The sequence below is a fragment of the Dyella sp. EPa41 genome (assembly GCF_016586165.1).
In the GTDB taxonomy this organism is placed as follows: domain Bacteria; phylum Pseudomonadota; class Gammaproteobacteria; order Xanthomonadales; family Rhodanobacteraceae; genus Dyella.
On the sequence record NZ_BCPR01000003.1, the window covers coordinates 13,805 to 29,532 of the forward strand.

A 15,728-nucleotide genomic window follows, 5' to 3' on the forward strand; every position below is an offset into this window, starting at 1 on the left:
TGGTCAGGGACGATCGGATGCTGCACTGTCGGCGGCATCCAGCTCCATCAGGGTTCCCTGCATGCGGTGGAAACCCAGGTCGGGTGCGGTGAAGAAGGCCTGCGATCGCCCGCCGGCGAAATCATCGATATGCACGACGGTGGCGCCATTGGCTTCCTGCCATGAAATGGCATACACGCCCTCGGCGATCTGCCGCCATTCACAGGGAGACTCGCCGCTGGCCCCGGTATAGGGGCCGGCGACAATGGCATAGTGGACCGATTGCCCGTCCGCGGCGTAGATGTTGTGCGCCGACAGGCCGTCGTAGTCCACGCGGAAGGCGCGGCCGGCGAACCGCGGATGGTCATGGTTGGGTTGCTGGTTCATGGTCGGGTCTCGGGAAGGGGCTCAGGCCGCGGCGAGTGCGGGGTAGTCCGTCAATCCATGGGCGCCACCACCGAACAGCGTGGCACGGTCATGCGTATTGAGCGGCGCACCGGCACGCAGTCGCGCCGGCAGGTCGGGGTTGGCCACGAACGGACGTCCAAACGCGATGAGGTCGGCCCAGCCTTCACCCAGTGCGGCGCGGGCACGTTCGGCGGTGTACTTGCCGGCGTAGATCAAGGTGCCGGGGAACGCGGCGCGAAGCTTCTGCTTGAACGCGACCGGCATGTGCGGGGCATCGTCCCAGTCGGCTTCGGCAATGTGGATGTAGGCGACACCGATCGTGCCCAGCAGCTTTGCCGCGGCCAGGTAGGTCGTCTCGGGGTCCGCATCGGAGCAACCGTTGAGCGTGGTGAGCGGGGCCAGCCGCACGCCCACGCGACGCCGGTCGCCGGTGCCTTCGACAAGCGCCTGCGTGACTTCGGCAAGGAAGCGCAGCCGGTTCTCCAGCGAGCCGCCATAGGCGTCGGTGCGGTCGTTGGCGTTGGAGTCGATGAACTGGTTGACCAGATAGCCGTTGGCCGCATGCAGCTCGACGCCGTCGAAGCCGGCGGCCATGGCATTGCGCGCGGCCTGGCGGTAGTCATCGACGATGGCGTGGATTTCCTCCACCTTCAGCGCACGCGGCTTGGACGCCTGCACGAAGCCCGGCGTGCCGTTGCTCTCCGCGATAAAGACATTCACGCCTTCGGCCTGGATGGCCGAAGAGGAGACGGGCGCGTGGCCATCGAGCAGGCTGGTATGGCTCAGGCGGCCGACGTGCCAGAGCTGCGCGAAGATGCGTCCGCCGGCCGCGTGCACCGCCTGGGTGATCTTGCGCCATCCAGCGACCTGCGCCGGCGAGTGGATGCCCGGCGTCCACGCATAGCCTTTGCCGAGCGGCGATATCCAGGTGCCTTCGCTGACGATCAGGCCGGCGCTGGCGCGCTGCGCGTAGTACTCGGCCATCAATTCGTTGGGCACGTCGCCGGGCTGGCTCGCGCGCGAGCGCGTCATCGGCGGCATGACGATGCGGTTGGGCAGTTCGAGATCGCCGAGCGCATAGGGTTGGAAGAGGGCATCCGATGTAGCAGACATGAAGGTCTCCGTGACGGGCATGGGTGCGCCCGTCGATGCGTTGAAATGAGTGGCGCGCGGACGGCGAACGTGCCTCGTCGGGCGGCCGTGGGTGGTGGGCGTCAAGGCCGATCCACGCGATCGGCCGCCGCGATCAGTCCCATACCGGCGCAAGGCCCGCCGGGTTTACTTCCCGACCGTTGCGTTCGAGCGCGGCGATCTTCGCCATGTCCGCGGCGTCCAGATGCAGGTCGCGGGCGAGCAGGTTGCTGGCCAGGTTTTCGCGCCTCGTCGATGACGGAATCACCGCGTAGCCGAGTTGCAACGCCCACGCCAGCGCCACCTGCGCCACGGTCGCCTGGTGCTTGCCGGCGATCTGCGCAAGCACCGGATCCTTCAGCACCTTGCCGTAGGCCAGCGTCATGTACGACGTGACCGTGATGCCCTGTTCCTTGAGGAAGGCGGTCAGCTTTTCGCCTTGAAGGTAGGGGCTCAGCTCGATCTGGTTGGTGGCGATCTCGTTCTTGCCGACCACCGCGATCGCCTGCTTCGTCAACGCGATGTTGAAGTTGGAGATGCCGATCTGCCGGGTGAGGCCCAGCGCCTTCGCTTCCGCCAGCGCCGTCATGTATTCACTCAGCTCCACGCCGTGGCCGGGTGCCGGCCAGTGGATCAGGGTGAGATCGACATAGGGCGTGCGCAGCTTTTCCAGGCTCTCGCGCAGGCTGGGCACCAGTTTGTCCTTGGCGTAGTTCGCGGTCCAGATCTTGGTGGTGACGAACAGTTCGTCGCGCTTGACGCCGCTGTCGGCGATGGCCTGGCCGACCTCGGCCTCATTGCCGTAGATCTGCGCGGTGTCGACGGCGCGATAGCCGAGTTCCAGCGCGGTGCGCACCGAATCGATGACGGTCTGGCCGGTCAGGCGGAACGTGCCGACGCCAAAGGTTGGGATGCTCATGGGGAGACTCCTGCGAAAAGGTCGAAAAGGGGAAGGGAGATCAGGCTTGCGCGAGTCGGGGCGACGCGCTGCGGTGGTCCAGGCGGCCGGCGAGCACGGTCAGGCCGAAGGCGCCAAGCGTCACCAGTGCCGCGATCCACGGCGTATGCGCCAACCCGAAATGACTCACCACTTGCGCACCGGCCCAGGACCCACCGGCGACGCCGAGATTGAAGGCGGAGATGTTGAAGCCGGCGGCGACATCCGTGGCTTCCGGCGCCACGTGTTCGGCCTGCCGCACCACATATACCTGCAGTGCGGGCACGTTGCCGAACGCCACGGCGCCCCAGGCCAGCACCGTCAATACCACCAGCGGCTGGCTGGGTGCGGTGAAGGTCAGCACGAGCAGCACGGCAGCCAGCAAGCCGAAGATGATCTTCAGTGCGCTTACCGGTCCACGCCGGTCGGCGAGGCGGCCGCCCCACACATTGCCGATCGCCACCGAGACACCGTAGGCCAGCAGCACCATGCCCACCATGTCGGGTTTGAAGCCGGCGATGTCTTCGAGAATGGGCGCGAGGAAGGTGAAGGCGATCAGCGAGCCGCCGTAACCCACCGCCGTCATCGCATAGACCAGCAACAGGCGCGGTTCCAGCAGCACGCGCATCTGGCGGCGCAGCGGGGCAGGCGTGGCATGCGGGATGTTGTTGGGCACCAGGGCCAGCGCACCGATCAGCGCGACCACGCCGAATGCAGCGACGGCAAGAAAGGTCATGCGCCAACCGAAGTGCTGGCCAATGAAGGTGCCCAGCGGAATGCCGGTGACGAACGCCACCGTCATGCCACTGAACATGGTGGCGATGGCGCGCGCGGCCTTCTCGCGCGGCACCAGGCTGGTGGCGACGATGGAGCCCACGGAGAAGAACACGCCATGCGCCAGGCCGGTCAGCAGGCGGGCGACGACCAGCGTGCCGTAGCCCGGCGCCATCCATGCCACCACGTTGCCAACGGTGAACAGCGCCATCAGGCCGACGAGCAGCGGCTTGCGCGGCACGCGGCCCGTAAGCGCGGAGAGGATGGGTGCGCCGATGGCCACGCCAAGCGCGTAGAGGCTGACCAGCAGGCCAGCCGAGGGAAGGCCCACGCCGAGGTCGCCGGCGATCGTCGGAATCAGGCCGACGATGACGAACTCCGTGGTGCCGATGGCGAAGGCCGCCAGGGTCAGGGCAAGCAAGGCAAGAGGCATGACTGGGATCCAGGGGGGGGCATCGATGGAGCGCAGTCTGACCGCTTTACATTTGCAGATTAAGCCGCGTATAAGCGAAATACTATTGAATTGAAGTAAACAATGAAAACGACCCTCGACGAATTGCAGGCATTCGTGGCCGTCGTGGATACGGGCTCGATCACCGCTGCCGCGGAGCAGCTCGGACTGACCATCTCGGCCACCAGCCGTACCTTGAGCCGGCTCGAGGAGAAGCTGCGGACCACGCTGCTGACGCGCACCACGCGCCGGCTGGAGCTCACGGAAGAGGGCGCGGCGTTCCTGCAGCACGCCCGCACCATCCTCGCTTCGGTGGACGAGGCGGAAGAGCAGATGGCGGCGCGTCGCCTGCGTCCGGTTGGGCGCCTTCGCGTCGATGCCGCCACGCCCTTCGTGCTGCACGTCATCGTGCCCCATCTCGCCGGGTTCCGTGCGCGCTTTCCCGAGGTCGAGCTGGAGGTCAACGCCAACGAGGGCATCATCGACCTGATCGAAAAGCGCACCGACGTGGCGTTCCGCATCGGCGCCCTGAAGGATTCCACGCTGCATGCAAGGCCCATCGGCACCAGCCGCGTGCGTGTGCTGGCGAGCCCCGGCTACCTGAAGCGGCGTGGCACGCCAACCAGGCCTGCGCAGTTGGAACAGCACGAGCTTCTCGGCTTCACCCAGCCCGAAAGCCTGAACGACTGGCCGCTGCGCGACGCCAGCGGGAACACCGTTCACATCAAGCCCACCGTCGCATCGTCCAGTGGCGAAACGCTCCGGCAGATGGCGCTCGCCGGGCTGGGCATCGTCTGCCTTTCCGATTTCGTGACGCGCGACGATCGCCGATCGGGTCGGCTGGTGCAGCTGTTTGCCAGGCAGACGCTGGATGTCCGCCAATCCGTCAATGCGGTCTACTACCGGAACACGACGTTGGCATCGCGCATCACCTGCTTCGTCGACTACATGGTCGAGGCGCTTGGCAAGAGGCCGTTCGAAGAGTGAGCGTGAAGCGTGGCGTGCCGATGCCGCGACTCTCGACTGCATCGGCGCCGTCGCTTCCAGGAAAAAGGGCGTGATGGGTGTTGCCCATCACGCCCCATGGTCATGCCTGCTTGAAACTCAGAGCCCGATGGCGGAGATGCGCGTTGCCCAATTGCTCAGGGCGCCGCGCGTGCCGCCGCACTGGCCAAAGGGCGGGGCCATGTACTGGGCCAGCGTGCACGTCTGCGCGATGTACTCGGAGGCGAGCCAGATGGTGTTGCCGTCGGCCGCGGCCGCACCATAGTCGCCCCAGCGCGGGCGACCGCCACCAAGATACGGGATACCGGTAAAGCCATCCCACGGACCCGCGCCGCCGGCGGCGATATGCACATCGCCGGCACCGACCTTTGCATCCAGGCTGGCATAGCCGGCACTTGGGAAGTCGTTGGGGCCGACCACGGTGAACGCGATCACGCCGCGCCCGCTCTGCGTGACAGCCGCCGCGCCGTAGGTCAGGTTCGCATCGGGCAAGGACAGCGTGCCGTTGGCGAAGAGTACGCCGGAGCTCGGATTGATGACGAAGTAATTGATGCCCGAACCATGGCTGCCGTCACCCAGCAGGACATCGGTGTCCAGCGTGCCCCAGAGCTTGCCGTTGGCATAGCTCACCTGCTGCATGCGCGAGTCGTTTACCGCGAGGTCGCGCGGCGTGGAGTAGACGATGCTCGGGTAGCCAAGGATGGATGCGCAGCTTGGCGTGGCAAAGCAGTCGCGCAGCGGCGTGTTGCCCGGTTTCTGGTGCGCCAGGCTGCTCGGCACGGCGTATTGCTGCACGGTCAGCGGCGAAACGTTCAACGCCAGGCCTCCAGGCAGGGTGTCGATGGCCTGCGTGTTCGACACGGACCACAACCAGAGGGTGTTCGACACGCCGGAGTCGTAGAACACGGCATCCGAACTGAGCAGATACTCGGTGCCACCAAGCGCCGTGGCGTATTGGCCGCCCGAGGAGATGGCCGGCCACACCGTGAATGCCGGCGCCGGAATGCTCGGATCGCCACCATTGAACAGCACGACGTTCGCCGTCGCGCCGGCAGCCAGCGCCTGCTTCGAGATCGCATAGATCTGCGCGCCGTAGAAGCCATCATCGAACAACGAGAACTCGTTGGTCGTCAGGAAGATCGCATGGCCATCCGCGCCGATATGCGGATAGTCGCCCAGGCAGTATCCGCCGGCGCAGCCGTGGTCCGGGGTGCCCTGCGTGCCGTTGTTCTGCACCGGCAGGCGGTAGATGTTCCATGCGCCCGTGGGATCGGGGGTCGTGCTGACCGCGATGTCGAGATGATTGGTGCCCGCCAGGAACGAGGTCGTGCCCACGCGATCAATCGTCAACACCACCTGGAACCAGCGCTGCGTGCCTGCGTCGTAGTAGCAGGACGGGTCGGTGATTTCGGGCCCGTAGGCGCCGGTGCCGCGGTTGATCGCCGCCGGGTAGCCGTAGAACGTATTGAGGTCGACGGGGCCGACCAGCCTATTGCCGGCGTTGTCATAGATGGCCAATACGTCGTTGACGCTCTCCATGACAAAGCCGTTACCGGCACATAGGCCCTGGTCGGGCGGTTCCACCGAAAACTGGTTGCCGCCGTTGGCGTAGCGCTGGTCATGCAGGTTGAGTCCATTGAAGCCCCCGAGCAGCTCCGGGCTCGATTTGGCACGTTTCGCATTCCCCATCCGGTTGATGCCGGCATGTCCCTTGCTGATGCCGCGATTGACCACAGGCTCGGGCCCAAGGCCATCGCCGTCGCCCGAATCGGCATCACCGGCGGTCATCGCCGGATCCAGTTCCAGGGCAGTCAACGACGCGCCGCCAAGAGCCGTGGTCGTCGGTACCGTGGTCGCTCCACGCTGAATTTGAAGTGTGGTTGGGGAAGAGCCGAAGGCGTACGAAGCAAACGCCATGGCCGCCGCTGCCAAAAGCAGTCGAGTCTGCATAACACTGGTCTCCCTTTCGTTTCGTTAGGTGACCGCGCCCCCTGGGAACGCTATCGGTGCGCCGATAAGCGTCCGCGCAAGTACGCATATGTGGCATATGCGTCCGCGCAACATACGCGTCCGGTCAGGTGCCTGCCATCGGCCATAGGGCCGGGGTTTCGGGTTGGAAAGGCGCAATCACCCTTGGGTGTTAACGCCCGCCAGGTCGCCGGGTGACGCGTCGAGGCAATGCCGTGGCGTGGTCCTGTCCATGCTTGCCGGAAGCGAACCCATCAGTGTCGGCAAACGATCGACGCGCCCCTTGAGAAGAAACCCGGTTCATCGCATCAAAGCGGGTGCATGCACCGTCATCGCGCGGTCACGCGGGATGTCGGTCGGTGAACGTCAAGCAGGAACTCGACAGGGACGACATGCCCTCGCCGGATCCGGCGCGTGGAAAAGCACCCGTACGCCGAGGCTTGCTAGTCTTCCGGGCAATTCACTCCCGCCGCGTCGGGACTTCCAACCCTTATCCGGGCAACGTTCAATGGCGTTCCATCCAGGCGATGTTTTCAAACGCGGCAAGGTCACGTATGCACTGGCGCTGCTCTGCCTTTCGCTGCCCATCATGATGGCCCGCGCGGCCACGCCGACGCCGATCGACTGGGTCAATCCCTATATCGGCACGGCGGGAACCGGTTCGGAATACGGCGGCACCATGCCCCTGGTCACCACACCGTTCGGCATGACCAACTGGACGGCGCAGACCCGGCAGAACCGCGTCAGCGTCAGCCCGTACAACTACGCCGACACGCACGTCGAAGGCTTCATCGGGACGCACCAGCCCGCCATCTGGATGGGCGACTACGGCTACGTCACCCTGATGCCCGAGCTCGATGACGCCAAGTACACGCCGCAGGCGAGGAGACTGCCGTTCGCGCGCAAGGACGAAACCGCCTCGCCCGCCTACTACAGCGTCACCATGCAGGCCGATGGCGGGCGCCGGATCCACACGGAGTTCACCGCCACCGACCACTGCGGCTATCTGCGTTTCCTGTTTCCCACGGCGGGCAGGGCAGGCGTGCTTATCGAAGCCACGCGCCCAGGGATTCGCGGCCATGTGGAAGTCGATGAAGCGCGCCGCGAAGTGCGCGGCTACAACCCCGATCGCCAGGACGATCAGCTGGGCCCGCTGGCCTTGCCCCACTTCAAGGGCTACTTCGTCGTTCGCTTCAAGCAGCCGTTGAAGGCGGCGCATGTCTACGAGGATGCGGCGGCCCTGCAAGGGCGCAGCGATGTCGAAGGCAGCAATGTCGGTGCCTACGTATCGTTCGACACCGCAGGCGGCGAGCCGATCGAGGCGCAGGTAGGCACGTCGTTCATCAGCATCGCGCAGGCCCGGGCCAACCTCGACGCAGAGCTTCCCGCCTGGGATTTCGATGCGCGTCGCCAATCCCTGAAGGACGCCTGGAACGCCAAGCTGGGCCTGCTCGATATCGACGGCGCCAGTGCGGACCAGCGCCAGATCTTCTACACCGCCCTCTATCACGCACTGCTGTACCCGCGATTGTTCTCCGAGCACGGGCGCTACTACAGCGCGTTCGACGACCAGGTGCACGACGGCGTGTCGTACACCGACTATTCCATCTGGGACACCTTTCGCGCCGAGCACAGCCTGCTGACGCTGCTCGCGCCCGAACGGATCGACGGCATGATCCAGGCGCTGCTACAGGACTACCGCGAAGGCGGCTGGATGCCGAAGTGGCCCAACCCTTCCTATACCAACATCATGATCGGCACCCACGCCGACTCGCTGGTGGCCGAGGCAATCACCAAGGGCTTCCGCGGCTTCGATTGGCAGCTTGCCTACGCCGCCGTGCGCAAGGATGCAACGACGCCTCCCGACGGCGACACCACGCGAGCGTGGCGTGACCGCGAACCACACACGCCGTACGAAGCACGCGCCGGCCTGACGTACGGATTGAAGCTCGGTTACCTGCCATCGGACAAGGTCGCCGAGTCGGCGTCGAGCACGTTGGAAGAGTCATACGACGACTATGCGGTCGCGCGCGTGGCCCAGGCCACCGGGCACGCCGACGACTACGCGTACTTCATGCGCCGCGCATCGAACTACCGCCTGCTGTTCAACCCCGCGCGCGGTTTCATGCAGGCGCGCCGCGCCGATGGCTCCTGGGCTTCGCCAGGGGATGGCTGGACGGAAGGCGACGAATGGGCCTATCTCTTCGCGGCGTTGCACGACATTCCCGGCACCATCGCGTTGCTCGGCGGCCCGGCCGCGGCCGAGGCGAAGCTCGACACCCATTTCCGCGATGGGCACAACCACCACGACAACGAGCCCAGCCACCATTACGGCTACCTCTACGATTTCATGGGCGCGCCCTGGAAAACCCAGGCGCGTGTGCGCGAGATCGCCGCCAGCGCGTATTCGAACACGCCGGTCGGCATTCTCGGCAATGAAGACTGCGGCCAGATGTCGGCGTGGTACGTCTTCACCGCCATGGGCTTCTACCCGCTCAACCCCGCCTCGGGCGACTACATGATCGGCAGCCCGCTGTTCACGCGTCTTGCGCTGCGGCTAGCGAACGGGAAGCGCTTCGTCGTCACCGCGAAAAACAATTCGGCGGACAACGTGTACATCCAATCGGCCACGCTCAACGGCAAGCCGCTCGATGCCCCGGTCATCACCTACCAGCAGATCATGTCCGGCGGAAAGCTCGACTTCGTGATGGGGCCGCGACCCTCGGCGTGGGCGAAGGCGTGGCGGGCGCAGGCCAGCATCCATCCGGTGTCGCCGGCAAAAGGGTGAGGACGAGACCGTCCCGGCGAGTCAACCATGGTGGACTCGCCGGGTGGTCGCTACCCTTGCCGGATGCTTCGCATGCCAGCGTCAGATCTGCGCCTGGCCACCGTCCGCAAAAAGCTCCGAGCCATTGATGAAGCTGGCATCGTCGGAGGCGAGGAAGGCCACGGCCTTCGCGATCTCCGCGGGTTCGCCAAGGCGTCCGATGGGTACCAGTGAGGTCAGGTAGTCCAGGAGCCCGTCCTGCGCCTCCTTGGATTCGCCGCCCAGCTCGGCAAGTCCCACGGTACGGGTAGAGCCCGGGCTGACGACATTGACCCTGATCCTGCGTTCCTTCAGGTCCAGCACCCAGCTGCGGGCCAGGCCGCGCACGGCCGCCTTGGAGGCGCTGTAGATGCTGAACGCCGCGGTTCCCTTGCTGCCGGCGATGGAGCCGGTGAGCACGATCGAGCCGCCGGCCCGCATCAGCGGAAGCATCGTCTGCACGGTGAAGACCAGCGCCTTCACGTTGCGATTGAACGTGTCGTCGAAATGCTGCTCGGTGATCTCGCCCAGCGGTGCCATGGTTCCGCCACCGGCATTGGCAAAGAGGATGTCCAGGTGGCCGTCGTTGGCCTTGATCGCGTCGGCCAGTGCCTGCAGGTCGTCGCGCCTGGTGACGTCGCCGCGGATGCCCACGGCGCCCCGGCCAATAACCTTCACCGCCGCGTCCAGCTCGGCCTGGCGACGCCCGGTGACATAGACCTTGGCGCCTTCGTTGGCCAGCTCCATCGCCGATGCGAAACCAATGCCGCTGGTACCACCGGTGACCAGGGCGACCTTGCCGTTGAGTCGGGTATTCATGGTGATGCTCCCATCAGGGGTTGAAGATGATGGGCAAACGATAGGCGCGACGCATCGCCGGATTAAGATGGGTGCGAGGAAATGAATTTTCCTGCCCGTGAACAATCCCCGGAGACCCCATGGATCAGCTGGATGCATTGCGCGTGTTCGTTCGCATCGCCGAGTCGGGCGGTTTCGGCCGTGCATCCGATGCGCTGGACATCCCCAGGGCCACCGTCACCAAGCTCGTGCAGGAGCTGGAAAGCCATCTCGGCGCGAAGCTGTTCCAACGATCCACCCGCAAGGTGACGGTGACCGAGGAGGGCAGAGCCTATTACCAGCGGGCCGTCGAACTGTTGGCCAAACTCGAGGACATGGACGGCATGTTCTCCGAGGCCGCCGTGGGACCCCGGGGCCGGCTGCGCGTCGATATCGGCTCATCCCTGGCCAACCTCATACTTCTGCCCAGGATGGCGGAGTTCCGCACGTCCTGTCCCCATGTCCAGCTGGAACTGGGCGTGAGCGATCGTCATGTCGACCTCATTGGTGACGCCGTCGACTGCGTGATCCGCGGCGGCGCGCTGACCGACACCTCGCTGGTGGCCCGGCGCATTGCAAGCCTGGACTACGTCACGTGCGCGAGCGCCGCGTATCTGAAGTCGCGCGGCGTGCCGCAGCATCCCGGCGAGCTGCTCGAGCGGTATGACCTGGTGGGCTATTTCTCGTCGCTGACCGGGCGGTCGTTTCCCATGGTGTTCGATCGCAAAGAGGAAAGCGTGGAGGTCGACCCGCGTGGATCCCGTGGCGTCATGGTCAATGAGAGCACGGCCCACCTGACGGCGCTGGTGCATGGGCTTGGCGTGGGACAGACGTTCGGCTTCATGGCAAAGCCATATCTGGAAAGCGGCGATCTTGTTCAACTCCTGCCGGAGTGGCATCGGCCGCTTCACGATCTCAACATCGTATTCGAACGAACCAGGCACGAAAGCGCACGGCTACGTGCATTCATCGAATGGACGGTGCAAGTGTTCGAACCGTACGATGGCCGGAAGGCATAAAGCCCGGTCATGACGGAGACCGTGGAGGCGGAGCTTCACAGATGGCGGTTGTTGTTGCCATGACCATCGCGCGATGCGGTTGACCGGGGTGCTTCGCGTCCACCTTTGTTGCCAACGCGAGCCTATCGTTTCGGAGGATCCATGGTTGCGCGCATGAAGATATATCCAGTGCTGGTGTTGCTGATGGCGTGTCCGCTGTCCGTAGCCGCCTGTGACAACAAGGCTGACGATCCGGTGTCGGTCGTCCAGGCGCAGGTGGATGCGTACAACGCGCACGACGTCGCCAAGTTCGCATCCTGTTACGCCGACGATGTTGTCATCACGGACCTGGGCGGACAGCGTCCCGTCGTCGTGGGCGCGGCGGCGTTGAAGCAGGCCTATGCCTTCCTGGCAACAAAACCCAAGGAATTCCGCGTCGAAATCACCCGGCGCGTCGTCAATGGTCCGGTCGTGGTGGATCAGGAACAGGTGATGGGCCTTCCCGCGGACAAAGGACAACCCAAGGCCCTGGCGGTCTATGAGGTACGCGAAGGAAAGATCCGGAAGGTGTGGTTTCCACCGCGGGATTGAGCCTATGCCCCGCGCTTGGTGAAGCGTCAGAACAGCATCACGTCCGCTTCGAAGCAGTACGCCTGTATCACCTGCCAAGCATGTCGGTTCTTTCGCGTGGCAGGCTTCCGGTATCAAGGCATCGTTCGCTAACGCCAGCCGGCTGAGCGCGCCGCCCGCTCCTGCGCTGCATCGAAGACACTGCCGCTGAGGCGCGCGTCGACGGCGGCCTGTACTTCGGGCGTCAGCGCGCTGGCCGCCTGCCGCAGTTCTCCACCCTCGGACGGTGTCGTCGGACCAAGCACGGCCAACGCCCAGCCCGAATCACCATGGCATGCCAGCCCGGCGCGCGATGGTGGCGTGCGCACGACGAAGGTGCGGCAGACGTGCCCGTCCGCGCCTCGGAAACTCAGGCCGATGGCGATGGGCGCGCGCGCATCCGGTTCGCTCGCCAATGCCTGGTCGAGTGTATGGGCGAGGGTGCCTGCCGCATAAGTCTGGCCATGCTGCGTACGCGTCAGCACCTCACCGGGGCGCCACCACCACGCGGACAAGGCGGCCAGCACGACCGATGCCGCCAGAGCGGTTCCTGGCACCCATCGGCGACGGGCCGCATGGCGGCGAGCGTTGCCCGATGTGTCTTTGCTCGCCGGTGCGGCTCGCGATACCACCGGGTCCGTCGCTTTCGATGGGGCCGGCCGAAGCAATGCGGACAGGTGCTCGGGTACAGGTTCTTCCAGCACGGGATCGAACATGCCCCGTAGTTGCGTGCGCAGGTCGCGTGCGCGCCGCACGCGCTCGGCGAGCGTTGCATCGTGCGCGAGCGCGGCGTGGATCTGTGCCGCGGTGGCGGCGTCCAGTTCGCCGTCCACGTAGGCCTGCAGGATGTCGTCATCGATCGGATTCATGCTTCTGTCCCAAGATGGGCCTGCAGGGCGGTACGGGCTCGTGCCAGGCGGCTGGTGACCGTGCCTACCGGTACCTCGAGCACATGGGCGGCTTCGCTGTAGGACATGCCTTCGACCAGCACCAGCGCCACCACTTCCCGGTGATCGGGCGGCAGTGCCGCCAGCGCGTTTGCAAGTGCGAGCTTCTGCACGGATGGCGCGCTGTTGCTGTCGGCCACCGCGTCGCCGGCTTCCTCGGGTGCGAACAGCGCCTGTGAACGGTGGCGTGCGCGCAGTTCGTCGCGCCAGGCATTGCGCGCGATCGCGAATACCCACTTGTCCAGCGCCGCATCCGGCCGCCATTGTTCGGCGCGCGCCAGTGCCCGCTCCAATACGACCTGCACCAGGTCATCGGCGTCGGCCACTTGCCCCGCCAACGCCCGGGCGAGGCGTCGCAGGCGTGGCAACAACGCAATCAGGCCTTCGCGCATGGCGTCGCTCGAATTCACACATCACCTTTCGTTACGCCTGGAAGGGTGGATTCCTTCCATGGGCGTTCCAACGCGGTTCAAGGGGATAAAGCAGGGGCATGCTAGCATCCGGCCCCGTTGCCCTGGAGGCCCGTGGCGATGCCGTTGCGCCGTACTTACCGCTGGTCCCTGCAGGGGCTGTCCATCGCGTTGGCCATGGCTGCCGTTGCACCGATGCATGCGCAAGTACTCGGCCCCGCGCAGCGGATAACGGGTTTGCCGGCGCCCATCAACACCCGCCTGCCGACGGCATGGCCGGGCGCCAACCTGCAAGGCATCGACAACGTGCTGCAACGATCAGTGGCGCTCACGCGATCGGTGCAGGTCGATGCGCTGCTGCGCAAGGAAGGCAGGCGCGTGGACGTCGACCCCCAAGGCGCACCGATCCTGCGTGGCGAATTTCTGGCCATGAATCTTTCAGGGGCGGCACTTGACGCGGTATTGGCGCAGGGCTTCAGCAAAGAGCGCGAAGTATCGATGGATGCGATGCCCGAGCTGGGCTTTGTCGTGCTTCGCGATAGCCGCAACCGCCGTGCGGAAGCATCCATGCGTGTACTGAGGCAGGCGGCGCCTGCGGCGACCTTTGCCTATCAGCACCTCTATCTGCCGGCCGGCATGACCGAAGCGGCCGCGGAATCATCGTCCCCGGACGTCGCCTCTTCGGGGCCGGCGAAGCGCGTGGGGCTCATCGACGGCGGTGTCGATATGGCCGATCCCGCGCTGGCGCATGCGCAGGTCGAGCAGCACGGGTGCACGACGCCAAAGCCTTCGCGACACGGCACGGCCGTCGCCGCACGGCTGGTCGATGGCGATCAAGATACGTTGTTCGCCGCCGATCTGTGGTGTGGAGACACCGTGGGAGGTGCCACATCGCAACTGGTGGAGGCACTGGCCTGGATGGCGCGCGAGCACGTGCCGGTGATCAACATCAGCCTGGTCGGTCCTGACAATCCGATACTCGCGCATGCCGTGCAGGCCATGCTCGCGCGCGGCCAGGTGCTGGTGAGTGCGGCAGGCAACGACGGCCCCGCGGCGCCACCGCTGTTTCCGGCGGCGTATCCGGGCGTGATGGGTGTCGGTGGCGTCGATGCGCACGGCCGCGTCCTGCCGGAGTCTGCCAGTGGCGATCAGGTTTCCTTCTGCGCATCCGGCGTGGTCGGCACCGGACGCAACACGCTGCGTGGTACTTCGTTTGCCGCGCCCATCGTGGCGCGCAAGGCAGCGCACCTGATGGAAACGCCGGGTCCGGAGGTTGCTGCGCAGGTACTGCAACACCTGATCGGCGAAGCGCATGCGCTCGATGCCTCCGGCCATGACCCACGCTGTGGCTACGGCGTGCTGTCGCCTTGAAGCTGAATGCGGACCAACGACAACCGCGTCGGCGCGGAAGGATCCGCTGATCGCCAACGTAGAGGACTCCTGCAAGCCGGGCATTCGCCCCAGGCAGGAGACCCACCCATGCGAAACACGCTCCGCAACAACACGACGCTCTCTTTCGCTCTGCGCGCAGGTGCCGTGGCCCTGGTCACCGTCGCAACGGCCCACGCCCAGGTTCTTGGCGGCGGCATCGGCGGCGGACTTGCCGGTCGAGGCCAATCCGCCATCGGTTCCGTGGGCGGCCAGGTCGGTGGTTCCATGCGGGGCATGGGCAACGCAGGCATGCCCCCTATCGGCCAGCGTGATATCGAGCGACGTGCCGCGCCTTTGCGACAGCGGGCGGAGGCGGCCGGCGGGTCGGCGACCGGTGCCGTAGCCAAGACAGCCGGTTCGGTGAACGGGCAGGCGGCCGGTGGTGCCGCGGCGGGCCTCGCCGGCGCGAATGGTCATGGTACGCACGCCGCACTCGATGGTGCGGGTGAAGCCGCTGCGACGGCGGCTGGCAGCGTGGACGCTTCCGGCGTACGTCAGTCCGCGGCGAATGCCGCAGGGCAGGCGCTCGACCGCGCCGACTCAGACGTATCGACGGCCAAACGCGACGCCAGTGGCGCGGTGGGTCGCGCGCAGAATGCGTCCAGCAACGTTGCGGCGCTGGCGGGTGGTGCGGCTGATGCCGGCGGCCATGCCATCGAGCAAACGGCCACGAGTCATGCAGTGCAGGCGGCTTCGGCGAGCGCAAGCAGGCAGGCATTGCAGCAGTCTGCAGTGGCGCAGTCGTCCCAAGCCTCAGGCGATAGCGCGGGCCGCTTGGGCAACATGGCAGGCGCTATCGGCGGCAGCGCAAATGCCGACCAGGGTGTCCAAGGACGAAACGCTTCGGCCGACGCCAACGCCAACGACCATGCGGATATCGGCGCCCACGCCGACGGCTCGGGGCAGGTGGCTCACGGGGCGTCCGGCTCGGCGCAGGTCGATGGCAATGCAAGCGCCACCGCGAATGCGGGACAGCACTGAGGCTTTCATTCGCGCGAAGCTGTTGACGGATGTTCCAGGCGACCGATGGCGTGCGC

General features: G+C 65.8%; 14 protein-coding genes. 6 read left to right on the top strand and 8 right to left on the bottom strand.

The window, feature by feature from the left end; all coding sequences use genetic code 11:
* Window positions 1–3 precede the first annotated feature (3 nt).
* The 4 genes from JMF82_RS01735 to JMF82_RS01750 all read right to left on the bottom strand — a co-directional run bounded on the left by JMF82_RS01735 (window position 4) and on the right by JMF82_RS01750 (window position 3,662).
* Entirely contained in the window at window positions 4–366 is a 363-nt protein-coding gene (locus tag JMF82_RS01735) for an adenylate cyclase (protein ID WP_201312816.1), read from the bottom strand.
* A 21-nt stretch (window positions 367–387) separates the two neighbouring features.
* Window positions 388–1,500 carry an alkene reductase gene (locus JMF82_RS01740; RefSeq protein ID WP_201312817.1) on the bottom strand — a complete coding sequence of 371 codons (1,113 nt, stop codon included), beginning with the start codon at window positions 1,498–1,500 and terminating at the stop codon, window positions 388–390.
* A 133-nt stretch (window positions 1,501–1,633) separates the two neighbouring features.
* On the bottom strand, window positions 1,634–2,437 hold the full coding sequence (gene dkgB, locus JMF82_RS01745; protein ID WP_201312818.1) for a 2,5-didehydrogluconate reductase DkgB: 804 nt from the start codon (window positions 2,435–2,437) through the stop codon (window positions 1,634–1,636).
* Between the two features lie 40 nt (window positions 2,438–2,477).
* Entirely contained in the window at window positions 2,478–3,662 is a 1,185-nt protein-coding gene (locus tag JMF82_RS01750) for an MFS transporter (protein WP_201312819.1), read from the bottom strand.
* 102 nt (window positions 3,663–3,764) lie between these two features.
* Between JMF82_RS01750 and JMF82_RS01755 the strand changes: the two genes are divergently transcribed.
* Entirely contained in the window at window positions 3,765–4,667 is a 903-nt protein-coding gene (locus tag JMF82_RS01755; protein WP_201312820.1) for a LysR family transcriptional regulator, read from the top strand.
* A 117-nt stretch (window positions 4,668–4,784) separates the two neighbouring features.
* On the opposite strand, the gene JMF82_RS01760 is transcribed toward JMF82_RS01755, so the two are convergent.
* Entirely contained in the window at window positions 4,785–6,473 is a 1,689-nt protein-coding gene (locus JMF82_RS01760) for a hypothetical protein (RefSeq protein ID WP_236585248.1), read from the bottom strand.
* Between the two features lie 688 nt (window positions 6,474–7,161).
* On the opposite strand from JMF82_RS01760, the gene JMF82_RS01765 reads away from it, so the two are divergent.
* Window positions 7,162–9,441: a GH92 family glycosyl hydrolase gene (locus JMF82_RS01765; RefSeq protein ID WP_201312822.1), complete on the top strand. Its 2,280-nt coding sequence runs from the start codon at window positions 7,162–7,164 to the stop codon at window positions 9,439–9,441.
* Window positions 9,442–9,522: 81 nt separating this feature from the next.
* On the opposite strand, the gene JMF82_RS01770 is transcribed toward JMF82_RS01765, so the two are convergent.
* Complete coding sequence (locus tag JMF82_RS01770) at window positions 9,523–10,278, bottom strand: SDR family oxidoreductase (protein WP_201312823.1); 756 nt, start codon at window positions 10,276–10,278, stop codon at window positions 9,523–9,525.
* 119 nt (window positions 10,279–10,397) lie between these two features.
* Between JMF82_RS01770 and JMF82_RS01775 the strand changes: the two genes are divergently transcribed.
* Together JMF82_RS01775 and JMF82_RS01780 are read left to right on the top strand one after the other, a co-directional pair.
* Window positions 10,398–11,315: a LysR family transcriptional regulator gene (locus JMF82_RS01775; RefSeq protein ID WP_201312824.1), complete on the top strand. Its 918-nt coding sequence runs from the start codon at window positions 10,398–10,400 to the stop codon at window positions 11,313–11,315.
* Between the two features lie 141 nt (window positions 11,316–11,456).
* On the top strand, window positions 11,457–11,885 hold the full coding sequence (locus tag JMF82_RS01780; protein WP_201312825.1) for a nuclear transport factor 2 family protein: 429 nt from the start codon (window positions 11,457–11,459) through the stop codon (window positions 11,883–11,885).
* Window positions 11,886–12,013: 128 nt separating this feature from the next.
* Here the strand turns inward: JMF82_RS01780 and JMF82_RS01785 are convergent, their stop codons facing one another.
* Together JMF82_RS01785 and JMF82_RS01790 are read right to left on the bottom strand one after the other, a co-directional pair.
* Window positions 12,014–12,772, bottom strand: coding sequence for a hypothetical protein (locus JMF82_RS01785; protein WP_201312826.1), 759 nt, complete (start codon window positions 12,770–12,772; stop codon window positions 12,014–12,016).
* Window positions 12,769–13,260 carry an RNA polymerase sigma factor gene (locus JMF82_RS01790; RefSeq protein ID WP_201312827.1) on the bottom strand — a complete coding sequence of 164 codons (492 nt, stop codon included), beginning with the start codon at window positions 13,258–13,260 and terminating at the stop codon, window positions 12,769–12,771. The genes JMF82_RS01785 and JMF82_RS01790 overlap by 4 nt, the downstream gene beginning before the upstream one ends.
* Window positions 13,261–13,380: 120 nt before the next feature.
* Here JMF82_RS01790 and JMF82_RS01795 point away from each other — a divergent pair, with 120 nt between their 5' ends.
* Window positions 13,381–14,631 carry a S8 family serine peptidase gene (locus JMF82_RS01795; RefSeq protein ID WP_201312926.1) on the top strand — a complete coding sequence of 417 codons (1,251 nt, stop codon included), beginning with the start codon at window positions 13,381–13,383 and terminating at the stop codon, window positions 14,629–14,631.
* Window positions 14,632–14,796: 165 nt separating this feature from the next.
* Window positions 14,797–15,672, top strand: coding sequence for a hypothetical protein (locus tag JMF82_RS01800; RefSeq protein WP_201312828.1), 876 nt, complete (start codon window positions 14,797–14,799; stop codon window positions 15,670–15,672).
* The last annotated feature ends 56 nt before the right edge of the window (window positions 15,673–15,728 follow it).

What these genes read in the sequence shown, in the direction of transcription:
- JMF82_RS01735 (WP_201312816.1), bottom strand. Translation starts at nt 366, where the DNA reads ATGAACCAGCAACCCAACCATGACCATCCGCGGTTCGCCGGCCGCGCC.
- JMF82_RS01740 (WP_201312817.1), bottom strand. Translation starts at nt 1,500, where the DNA reads ATGTCTGCTACATCGGATGCCCTCTTCCAACCCTATGCGCTCGGCGAT.
- dkgB (WP_201312818.1), bottom strand. Translation starts at nt 2,437, where the DNA reads ATGAGCATCCCAACCTTTGGCGTCGGCACGTTCCGCCTGACCGGCCAG.
- JMF82_RS01750 (WP_201312819.1), bottom strand. Translation starts at nt 3,662, where the DNA reads ATGCCTCTTGCCTTGCTTGCCCTGACCCTGGCGGCCTTCGCCATCGGC.
- JMF82_RS01755 (WP_201312820.1), top strand. Translation starts at nt 3,765, where the DNA reads ATGAAAACGACCCTCGACGAATTGCAGGCATTCGTGGCCGTCGTGGAT.
- JMF82_RS01760 (WP_236585248.1), bottom strand. Translation starts at nt 6,473, where the DNA reads ATGACCGCCGGTGATGCCGATTCGGGCGACGGCGATGGCCTTGGGCCC.
- JMF82_RS01765 (WP_201312822.1), top strand. Translation starts at nt 7,162, where the DNA reads ATGGCGTTCCATCCAGGCGATGTTTTCAAACGCGGCAAGGTCACGTAT.
- JMF82_RS01770 (WP_201312823.1), bottom strand. Translation starts at nt 10,278, where the DNA reads ATGAATACCCGACTCAACGGCAAGGTCGCCCTGGTCACCGGTGGTACC.
- JMF82_RS01775 (WP_201312824.1), top strand. Translation starts at nt 10,398, where the DNA reads ATGGATCAGCTGGATGCATTGCGCGTGTTCGTTCGCATCGCCGAGTCG.
- JMF82_RS01780 (WP_201312825.1), top strand. Translation starts at nt 11,457, where the DNA reads ATGGTTGCGCGCATGAAGATATATCCAGTGCTGGTGTTGCTGATGGCG.
- JMF82_RS01785 (WP_201312826.1), bottom strand. Translation starts at nt 12,772, where the DNA reads ATGAATCCGATCGATGACGACATCCTGCAGGCCTACGTGGACGGCGAA.
- JMF82_RS01795 (WP_201312926.1), top strand. Translation starts at nt 13,381, where the DNA reads ATGCCGTTGCGCCGTACTTACCGCTGGTCCCTGCAGGGGCTGTCCATC.